Origin of the sequence: Brevundimonas sp. (genome assembly GCF_032107865.1) — a bacterium.
Taxonomy (GTDB): Bacteria; Pseudomonadota; Alphaproteobacteria; order Caulobacterales; family Caulobacteraceae; genus Brevundimonas.
This window is the reverse complement of the sequence record NZ_DAMCNG010000109.1, coordinates 1-9,341: the sequence shown is the minus strand read 5'-3', so window position 1 is coordinate 9,341 and position 9,341 is coordinate 1. Positions and strand designations below refer to the sequence as shown.

The 9,341-nt window shown below is 68.0% G+C and carries 8 protein-coding genes; 3 read left to right on the top strand and 5 right to left on the bottom strand.

Going from position 1 to position 9,341, the window contains the following annotated elements:
• The 3 genes from RT567_RS10205 to RT567_RS10195 all read left to right on the top strand — a co-directional run.
• Positions 1-784 (top strand): copper resistance protein B (locus tag RT567_RS10205; protein WP_313576287.1); only part of this gene is annotated, 784 nt, incomplete at its 5' end.
• Positions 785-805: 21 nt separating this feature from the next.
• The gene (locus RT567_RS10200; RefSeq protein WP_313576285.1) at positions 806-1,192 is read left to right on the top strand and encodes a copper resistance protein CopC; all 387 of its coding nucleotides are present in this window, start codon (positions 806-808) and stop codon (positions 1,190-1,192) included.
• Between the two features lie 55 nt (positions 1,193-1,247).
• Positions 1,248-3,629, top strand: coding sequence for a heavy metal translocating P-type ATPase (locus RT567_RS10195; RefSeq protein WP_313576283.1), 2,382 nt, complete (start codon positions 1,248-1,250; stop codon positions 3,627-3,629).
• A 27-nt stretch (positions 3,630-3,656) separates the two neighbouring features.
• Here the strand turns inward: RT567_RS10195 and RT567_RS10190 are convergent, their stop codons facing one another.
• From RT567_RS10190 to RT567_RS10170, 5 genes are all read right to left on the bottom strand, one after another.
• On the bottom strand, positions 3,657-4,343 hold the full coding sequence (locus tag RT567_RS10190; protein WP_313576281.1) for a response regulator: 687 nt from the start codon (positions 4,341-4,343) through the stop codon (positions 3,657-3,659).
• A 10-nt stretch (positions 4,344-4,353) separates the two neighbouring features.
• Complete coding sequence (locus tag RT567_RS10185; protein WP_313576279.1) at positions 4,354-7,023, bottom strand: sensor histidine kinase KdpD; 2,670 nt, start codon at positions 7,021-7,023, stop codon at positions 4,354-4,356.
• On the bottom strand, positions 7,020-7,610 hold the full coding sequence (gene kdpC, locus RT567_RS10180; protein ID WP_313576277.1) for a potassium-transporting ATPase subunit KdpC: 591 nt from the start codon (positions 7,608-7,610) through the stop codon (positions 7,020-7,022). Before kdpC ends, RT567_RS10185 begins: the two co-directional genes overlap by 4 nt.
• Positions 7,610-8,344, bottom strand: coding sequence for a TorF family putative porin (locus RT567_RS10175; protein WP_313576275.1), 735 nt, complete (start codon positions 8,342-8,344; stop codon positions 7,610-7,612). Before RT567_RS10175 ends, kdpC begins: the two co-directional genes overlap by 1 nt.
• Before the next feature lie 30 nt (positions 8,345-8,374).
• Positions 8,375-9,341, bottom strand: a 967-nt coding sequence (locus tag RT567_RS10170; protein ID WP_313576273.1) for an HAD-IC family P-type ATPase, incomplete at its 5' end; no start/stop codon positions are given.

Genomic DNA, 9,341 nt, shown 5'->3' with positions numbered 1-9,341 from the left:
CCCGACCAGCGTGGACGCCGTCGGCGGCCGCATGGTCGAAGCCCCGCCCCCGGCTGCCGCTCGCTCGGCGCCGGCCCACGCCGCCGATCTGCTGTTCGACCCGGCCGTCATGGCGGCTTCGCGCAAGCAACTTCTGGTCGAGAACGGCGACATCCGCTCGACGGCCGTGCTGATCGACTCCATCGAGGCTAGCTTCGGCGACGGCGCTGACGGCTACAGCTGGGGCGCTCAGGGCTGGACCGGCGGCGACATCAACCGCTTCTGGTGGAAGACCGAAGGCGAAGGCGAGATCGACGGCAAGCTGCACGAGGCCGAGGTTCAGGCTCTCTACAGCCGCGCCATCGCGCCCTTCTGGGACGTGCAGGCGGGCGTGCGCCAGGACTTCCGTCCTGACGGCGACGACACCACCCATCTGACCGTCGGCATTCAGGGCGTGGCTCCCTACTGGTTCGAGATGAGCGCCGCCGCCTTCCTCTCGACCGAGGGCGACCTGACAGCCCGCGCCGAGGCCGAATATGACCAGCGCATCACCCAGAAATGGATCCTGCAGCCGGCGATCGAAGTGGCCCTGTCGGCCAGCGACATCCCGGAGCTTGAGATCGGCTCGGGTCTGACGTCGGTCACCGCTGGTCTTCGCCTGCGCTATGAAATCCGCAAGGAGTTCGCACCCTACGTCGGCGTCGAGTGGACCCGTTCGCTGGGCGACACCGCCGACTACGCCAAGGCCAGAGGTCAGGATCCCGAAGACACGCGCTTCGTGGTCGGCATCAAGGCCTGGTTCTAAAAACTGAAGGGAAGATTGGTCATGCTGAAGACTCTGGTTCTCACCGTTGCGCTGGCCTCGCTGGCTGGCGCAGCCGCTGCTCAAGATGCGCACGCGGGTCATGCCGGACATGGCGGCTCGCAGGCGAAAGCTTCGGGCATCGTCACCAGCCCGGCTGACGGCGCCATGACGCATGGTTCGCCGGAACGGTTCAGCGTGACCTTTCCCCATCCGATGACGCTCAAGACCGTCACCCTGACGACCCAGGGGCGAGCGCCGATCGTGGTCACGGCGCCGTCCGCTCCCGCCGCCCGAACCGTCAGCGCGCCCTTGCCGCGCCTGACGCCGGGTAACTATGCGGCGGCCTGGACCGCCGAGGCGCCGGACGGTCACCGGATGAGCGGCTCCGCCCGCTTCATGGTCCACTAGGAGACCGCGACACAGATGGGTCAGGCGGCGCATCGCCGCTATGGAGGAGGGACGAATGGCGGAAACGAAACCCGGCGGACATTCCGCCGAAGGTCAAGACCATCACCACAGCCACGTTCACGGACGCGGCGAAAGCCCTCCTCCACCCGGCGCCGTAGATCCCGTCTGCGGCATGGCCGTCGATCCGCACGAGACGACGCACCATGCGTCCCATGCCGGGCGCGAACACCATTTCTGCAGCGCAAGCTGCAAGGCGAAGTTCGTCGCCGAGCCGGAACGCTATCTGGACCGCACGCCTCAGCCCAAGGTCGAGGCGCCCGCAGGGGCCATCTGGACCTGCCCCATGCACCCGGAAATCCGTCAGGATCATCCCGGCGCCTGTCCCATCTGCGGCATGGCTCTGGAGCCCGAAGTGGCGACCGCCGACGCTGGTCCCAGCGATGAACTGATCGACATGACGCGGCGCTTTTGGGTGGCGGTGGCTCTGACCACGCCCGTCTTCATTCTGGAGATGGGCGCGCATCTGATTCCGGCGCTGCATCACCTTGTGCCGATGCGGACCTCGATCTGGATTCAGATGGTCCTGGCCACGCCGGTCGTGCTGTGGGCGGGCTGGCCTTTCTTCCAGCGTGGCTGGGCCTCGCTGAAGACCCGCAATCTCAACATGTTCACGCTGATCGCCATGGGGACGGGCGTAGCTTGGGCCTACAGCATGGTCGCCGGCCTGACGCCCGGCCTCTTCCCCGCCGCCTTCCGCGCTGCGGACGGATCAGTCGCGGTTTATTTCGAAGCGGCCGCCGTCATCACTACCCTGGTCCTGCTGGGGCAGGTGCTGGAGCTGCGAGCGCGTGAGCGCACATCTGGCGCGATCAAGGCCCTGCTGAACCTGGCCCCAAAGACCGCCCGCCGCATCGCTGATGATGGTGGTGAGGACGAGGTCGCGCTCGACCTGATTGTCGTCGGTAACCGGCTGCGCGTCCGCCCCGGCGAAAAGGTGCCGGTCGACGGCGTGGTCGAGGAAGGCCGCTCGGCCCTGGATGAATCCATGGTGACCGGGGAATCCATGCCCGTCACCAAATCGGTTGATGACAAGGTCATCGGCGGCACCATCAATCAGAGCGGCTCCCTGATCATCCGCACCGAAAAAATCGGGCGCGACACCATGCTGGCGCGCATCGTCCAGATGGTCGCCGACGCCCAGCGCTCGCGCGCGCCGATCCAACGCATGGCCGACCAGGTCGCAGGCTGGTTCGTCCCAGCCGTACTGTTGGTGGCCGTCATCGCCTTCATCGCTTGGGGCGTCTGGGGGCCTGAGCCGCGTCTGGCGCATGGCCTGGTCGCGGCGGTCGCCGTTCTGATCATCGCCTGCCCCTGCGCCCTGGGGCTGGCGACGCCCATGTCGATCATGGTCGGCGTCGGCCGCGGCGCCGGCCTGGGCGTGCTGATCAAGAACGCCGAAGCGCTTGAGCGCATGGAGAAGGTCGACACCCTGGTTGTCGACAAGACCGGCACCCTGACCGAAGGCAAGCCCGCCGTAACCCGTATCGTGGCCGCCGACGGTTTCGATCAGAACGAACTTCTGCGCATCGCCGCCGGGGTCGAGCGGGCGTCAGAACATCCCCTGGCCCTGGCCATTGTCGAGGCGGCGACCGAACGCAGCCTCGAGATTCCTGCGGTCAGCGATTTCGACTCCCCTACAGGCAAGGGGGCGCTTGGTACGGTCGAGGGCCGACGCATCACCCTGGGCAACGCCCGTTTCGTGGCCGAGGCCGGAGTGGACGCCGCCCCGATGGCGGCCCAGGCCGACGCCCTACGCGCCGATGGCGCCACCGCCATCTTCATGGGGGTAGATAACCGCGTGGCGGGCGTGTTCGCCATCGCCGATCCGATCAAGCCGACCACAGCAGAGGCCCTGGCCGCCTTGCGCGCCCACGGCCTCAAGGTCGTGATGCTGACTGGCGACAACCGCACGACGGCTGAGGCGGTCGCGCGTCAACTGGGCATCGACGCCGTCGAAGCGGACGTCCTGCCCGATCAGAAGGCCGACGTCGTGGCGCGGTTGAGACAGCAGGGCCGCGTCGTCGCCATGGCTGGCGACGGCGTCAACGACGCCCCCGCTCTTGCCACGGCCGACGTGGGAATCGCCATGGGGCCCGGCGCCGACGTGGCGATGGAAAGCGCGGGCGTGACCCTGCTGAAAGGCGACCTGAACGGCATTGTCCGCGCCCGCGAACTCAGCCACGCCACCATGGCCAACATCCGCCAGAACCTGTTCTTCGCCTTCATCTACAACGCTGCGGGCGTGCCGGTGGCGGCGGGTGTGCTCTACCCCTTCTTCGGCATATTGCTCTCGCCGATGATCGCGGCGGCGGCGATGGCCCTGTCCTCCGTCAGCGTCGTCGCCAACGCCCTGCGCCTGAATCGAGTGAAGCTGTAGCGGCCATATCCCGCCATAGGCGCGGGGCTAGTCCGCCAAGCGATAGCCCACGCCGGGTTCCGTCAGGATCAAGCGCGGCTGAGCCGGATCAACCTCTAGTTTCTGGCGCAGTTGGCCGATGACGACGCGCAGATACTGGGTGTCATCGGTATGGGCCTTGCCCCAGACGGCGGTTAGCAGGTCGCGATGGCCGGTCACCTTACCGACGTTTCGGGTCAGATACGCCAGGACGTCATATTCCTTGGGTGTCAGTCGCACCGGGTTGTCTGCGCGGGTAATCAGGCGTCGCTCCAGGTCGATCTTGACCTCGCCTGTGACCAAAGGCCCGGCCGTTTCGGCGCGCGGCGTCTGACGCAGGTTGGCGCGCAGCCGAGCCAGAAGTTCGCCGACACCGAAGGGCTTTTCGACATAGTCGTTGGCGCCCAGGTCAAGCGCCGCGATCTTCTCGGCCTCCTTGTCGCGCGCCGACAGGACGATGATGGGACCGGCATAGAATTCGCGGGCGCGGGCCAGCACGTCTTTGCCGTCCATGTCTGGCAGGCCGAGGTCCAGCACCACGGCGTCGGGGCTCCACAGGGCGATGCCGCGCAAACCCTCCTGTCCGCTATCGGCGCGGCGCGGCTCATAGCCAGCGGCGTCCAGCGCCGGGGACAGGAAGCGGTGGATCTGGGGCTCGTCGTCGATGACGAGAATCTGGGGGCGAACGGCGGCCATGCGGCGGACCCTAAAGCAGGCTGGGGTGGGTGACGACGGCCTTGGGCAGACTGATCAGGATGCGCGTGCCTTTTCCATCCTGAATGGGGCTGGCGGCCGCGATGCGGCCGTTCATGGCCTCGACGAAGCCCTTGGCGATGGCCAGCCCCAGACCGGCCCCCTTGGTGCGGTCGGACGGCTCCTCCATGCGGCGGAACTTGTCGAAGACGCGCTCCAGTTCGGCGGTCGGGATGCCCTTGCCTTCGTCCTCGATGGAGATGACCACGGCCCCCCGATCCTCATAGGCCGCCAGCTCGACGGTTGAGCCGTCGGGGCTATAGGCGACGGCGTTCTCGAGGATGTTGACCAGGGCCTGTTCCAACAGCCCCTGATCGACCATGACCAGACTGAGCTGGGCCGGGCAGTCGCGGGTCATCTTGCGCTCGCCCAAACGTCGCGCCACCCGCTTGCCCGCCGCGTTCAGCACGTCGCGCACGTCGACCCAGTCGGCGCGGATGTTCAGGCCCCCGCCCTCCAGCCGCGTCATGTCCAGCAGGTCGCCGACATAGCGGCTGAGCCGCTCCGCCTCCTCGCGAATCGACAGCAGCAGGTCGGCGCGCACGGCGGGCGTCAGCTTGTCGCCGAGGTCGATCAAAGTGGTCGAGGCGCCCAGGACTGTGGACAGGGGCGTCCTCAGATCATGGCTGACCGAATTCATCAGCGCGCCGCGGAAACGGTCGGTGCGGCGCAGGGTCTCGGTCTCGACCGCCTGCCCAGCCAGATCCGCGCGCTCGACCGCGACTGCTCCTTGGTCCAGCAGCGCCAGAGCCAGCTTTTCCTCATCCGAGCCGGACGACAGGGCGGCGGCCTCGATCCCCGCCACGCCCGCGCGATCGCGCACGCCCTGCAACGGCCTGAAGGTCCAGCGCGCCTGCGGCAGTGTGCCGGTGCCGTAACCCGCCGGTTCGCCCTTCTCCCAGGTCCAGCGCGCGGCGGCCATGGCTTCGGCATCCAGTTCAGACTTGCCCGGCGCACTGGCGGTCAAAATCAGTTCTCCGTCAACGGGCAACAGGACGACCGCCCCGGCCCCTGCTGCGGCTGCCGTCTGTTCGGCCAGGATGCGTGCAGCCTCGCTCCGATCGCCGATCCCGGTCAGACGCTGGCTGGCGGCCAGAAGGGCGGACACCGCCGAGGCGCGACGCTGGGCCGCACGGGCCTGTTCTCGCACCCGACCCGCCAACGCGCCGGTCGTCAGCGCCACCCCCCAGAAGACGATCAGGGTCAGCACGTCCGTTGGCGACCCGATGGCGAAGCTGAACTTCGGCTGCAGGAACAGGAAGTTGTAGGTCAGGAAGGCGACGGTCGCCGCCGCCAAAGCGGGCCGCAGTCCATAGAGAGCGCCTGCCGCCAGAACCGCCGTCAGGTAGATGACGCCCAGGTCCACCCGCTCGAACGTCCGGTCCAGCAGCAGCGCCAGACCCGTAGCGGCGACCACGCAGGCCGCGCCGACAGCGTAACCACGCCACCCTTCGGCCAGGTTCAGGCGCACGTCTTTCGGCGACTTGGGCGACGGCTCGATCTCGTCGGTGACGACGTGAATGGCGACGCCGCGCGCCTGACGCAGCAGTTCGCCGGCCAGCGATCGGCCCAGCCACTCCGACAGACGGCTGTCGCGGCCCTTGGCCAGAACGATCTGGGTGACGTGGTTGTTGTGCGCGTGATCCATGACCGCCCGCACGACGTCGTCACCGCTGAGAACCACTGTGCGGCCGCCCAACTGCTCGGCCAGTTTCAGCGCATCGGACAATTTGCCCGCCGAGTCGACGCCGTGGCGCGCGCCAGACGGCCGATCGACATGAGCCACGGTCCAGGGCGCGTCCATCATCATGTCGGACATGCGCCGCCCTGTCCGCACCAGAGGGCCGGCCATGGCGTCGCCCGCCACCAGGACCAGAATCCGCTCGCCCGCCGCCCACGGCCCGGCCGCCCCCTGTTCGCGCAGACGGGCGGTCAGTTGGTCGTCCACCGTCTGGGCCGCGCGGCGCAGGGCCAGTTCGCGCAGGGCCGTCAGGTTCTCGACCTTGAAGAAGTTGTCTGAGGCCAGCCGCGCCGTCTCGGGCACATAGACCTTGCCTTCGGCCAGGCGCTTGCGCAGTTCCTCCGGGGTGATGTCCACCACCTCGATGTCGTCAGCGCGCGACAGAGCGCTGTCCGGCACGCTCTCGCGCTGGCGCACCCCGGTGATGCGCAGCACTACGTCCGACAGGCTTTCTAGATGCTGGACGTTCAGCGTGGTCCAGACGTCGATCCCGGTCTCCAGGATCTCCTCTACGTCCTGCCAGCGCTTCAGGTGGCGCGAACCGGGCGCGTTGGAGTGGGCGTATTCATCGACCAGCAACAGTTCCGGGCGGCGCGCGATGGCGGCGTCGATATCGAACTCCAGCAGGGTGCGTTCGCGATAGGCGATGGGCCTGCGGGCCATGACCTCCAGCCCGCGCAGCAGGCTCATGGTCTCCTTGCGGCCGTGGGTCTCGACTACGCCGACGACGACATCCTCTCCCTCAGCCTTTCGCCTGCGCGCGGCGCGCAGCATCTCATAGGTCTTGCCCACCCCCGGCGACATGCCGAGAAAAACCTTCAGCCGCCCACGCTTGCGCGGGGCGGCCGGGGTCTGGTCCGTGGCGTGGCCGGACGGCGTCATCCGCCCTCGGTCGTCAGGCGGCCGAAGCGAGCGTCCAACGCGCGATTGGTCAGCAGGACATTGACGCGCGGTTGGCCCAGCACGCCGAACGTGCGGCCCTCGACATGCTGGCGGATCACGTCTCGCACCTGCGCCTCCTCGAACCCGCGCGCCCTGGCGATGCGGGCGGCCTGAAGCTCAGCGTAGGCCGGAGAGATATGCGGGTCGAGGCCCGATGCAGAGGCGGTCACGGCGTCGGCGGGAATGGCCTTTTTACCGGCCTCCGTGCGCAGAGCATCGGCGTCCGTCTTCACCCGCGCGATCAGATCGGGGTTCAACGGGCCGAGGTTGGAGCCGGACGAGGCGGCGGCGTCATAGCCTTCGCCCGCCGCCGACGGCCGGGGATGCAGATATCCCGGCGCGGCGAACATTTGGCCGACCAGGGCTGAGCCGACCACCTGCCCCGCCTTGTCGCGAACCAGGCTGCCGTTCGCCTGATCCGGAAAGGCCGCCTGGGCCACGCCCGTCACGACCAATGGATAGCCGACGCCCAGAACGCCGGTGAACAGAGCGATCATGACGACCGCCGGGCGGATGTGGTTCAGCATCAGAAGTTCGCCTTCAGGCTGGCGACGACGCGGCTGTCATAGGCGGAGCCGAAGCCGTGCTCGTCGGTGTCGAAATAGCGGACGTCCAGGCCCAGCCGCTCCGTCAGCTGATAGGCCGCGCCCAGGTTCCACGTCATGTAGTCGAAGTCGGACGACACCCACTGACGCCCCACTGCGGCCGAGAGCGTCCATTTGTCGGCCGGGCTGATCGCCGCGTTGACCTCGGCATAGGTCGCCTCGTCCTCGGACGCGCCGAAGAAGTCTGGCGAATAATAGATCGCCGCGCCTAGCGTCGCCGGGCCGACCGCACGCGAGGCGGCGGCCTTCAGCTCCACATAGTCATAGTCGGCGCCGTCGGGCTGGCCGGCGTAGAAGTAGCTGACCACGCCGAAGTCCCAGTCGAAGCCGCCGAACGCAGGCCGAACGCCCGCATAGAGGTCGATCTCGGCGTCGGTGTCCGCGTCCCCCGCGAAGGAGACGTTCCCAGCCCAGGCCCCGGCGTAGAAGAAGCCTTGCGCCACATCGACCCCGGCCGAGATCGCCGGGTCGCCTTCGTTCTGACTGACGCCCCGGAAGACGTAGTCGGTGGCGACGGCAGCGTTGAAGGCCACGTCCTGAGCCCTGGCGTCGGTCGGCGCCGAGCACAGGCCCAGGGTGATGACGGCGACCAGGCAGACCCCGCCCACCAGGGCGTTGTTGAGGTCCGACCCGTCGAGTTTCTTACGTTTACGCATGATAGTTTTCCTTGCGCCTCAGGGTCGGCTTCAGGCCAGGCCGAGGGCGGAGATGAGGATGTCGATGAGCTTGATGCCGACGAAGGGGGCGATCAGGCCGCCCAGGCCGTAGATCAGCAGGTTGCGGCCCAGCAGTTTCCCGGCCCCCACGGCGCGGTATTTCACCCCGCGCAGCGCCAGCGGGATCAGGGCGATGATGACGAGGGCGTTAAAGATGACCGCCGACAGGATGGCGCTCTCCGGACTGGACAGCTTCATCACGTTCAGCGCCGCCAGCGACGGCAGGCCGACCACGAACATGGCCGGGATGATGGCGAAATACTTGGCCACGTCGTTGGCGATGGAGAAGGTGGTCAGGGCGCCGCGCGTGATCAGCAGTTGCTTGCCGACCTCGACGATCTCGATGACCTTGGTGGGGTCTGAGTCCAGATCGACCATATTGCCGGCCTCGCGCGCGGCCTGGGCCCCGGTCTGCATGGCCACGCCGACATCGGCCTGAGCCAGAGCGGGGGCGTCATTGGCCCCGTCGCCGCACATGGCTACCATGCGTCCCTTGGCCTGTTCGGCCTTGATCAGGCGCATCTTGTCCTCGGGCGTGGCCTCGGCCAGGAAGTCGTCGACCCCGGCCTCGGACGCGATAGCCGCCGCCGTCACCGGGTTGTCGCCAGTGATCATGACGGTCCGCAGACCCATACGGCGCAGATCGGCGAAGCGCGCCTTCACCCCCGGCTTGACCACGTCCTTCAAGTGAATGACGCCGACCAGGGCGTCGTTCTCGGTCACGGCCAGGGGCGTGCCGCCCGAGCGGGCGATGCGGTCCACGGCGGCGCGGAACTCGGCGGGAGCCTCCGCCTCGGCCAGACCCAGGGACTTCAGCACGGCGTCCACCGCCCCCTTGCGCCACGACTGGCCGTCGGCTTCGAGGCCCGACTGGCGGGTCACCGCGCTGAAAGGGATGGTCCTCGCGCCCACGGGCAGGTCGCCCGTCACCCCGGCG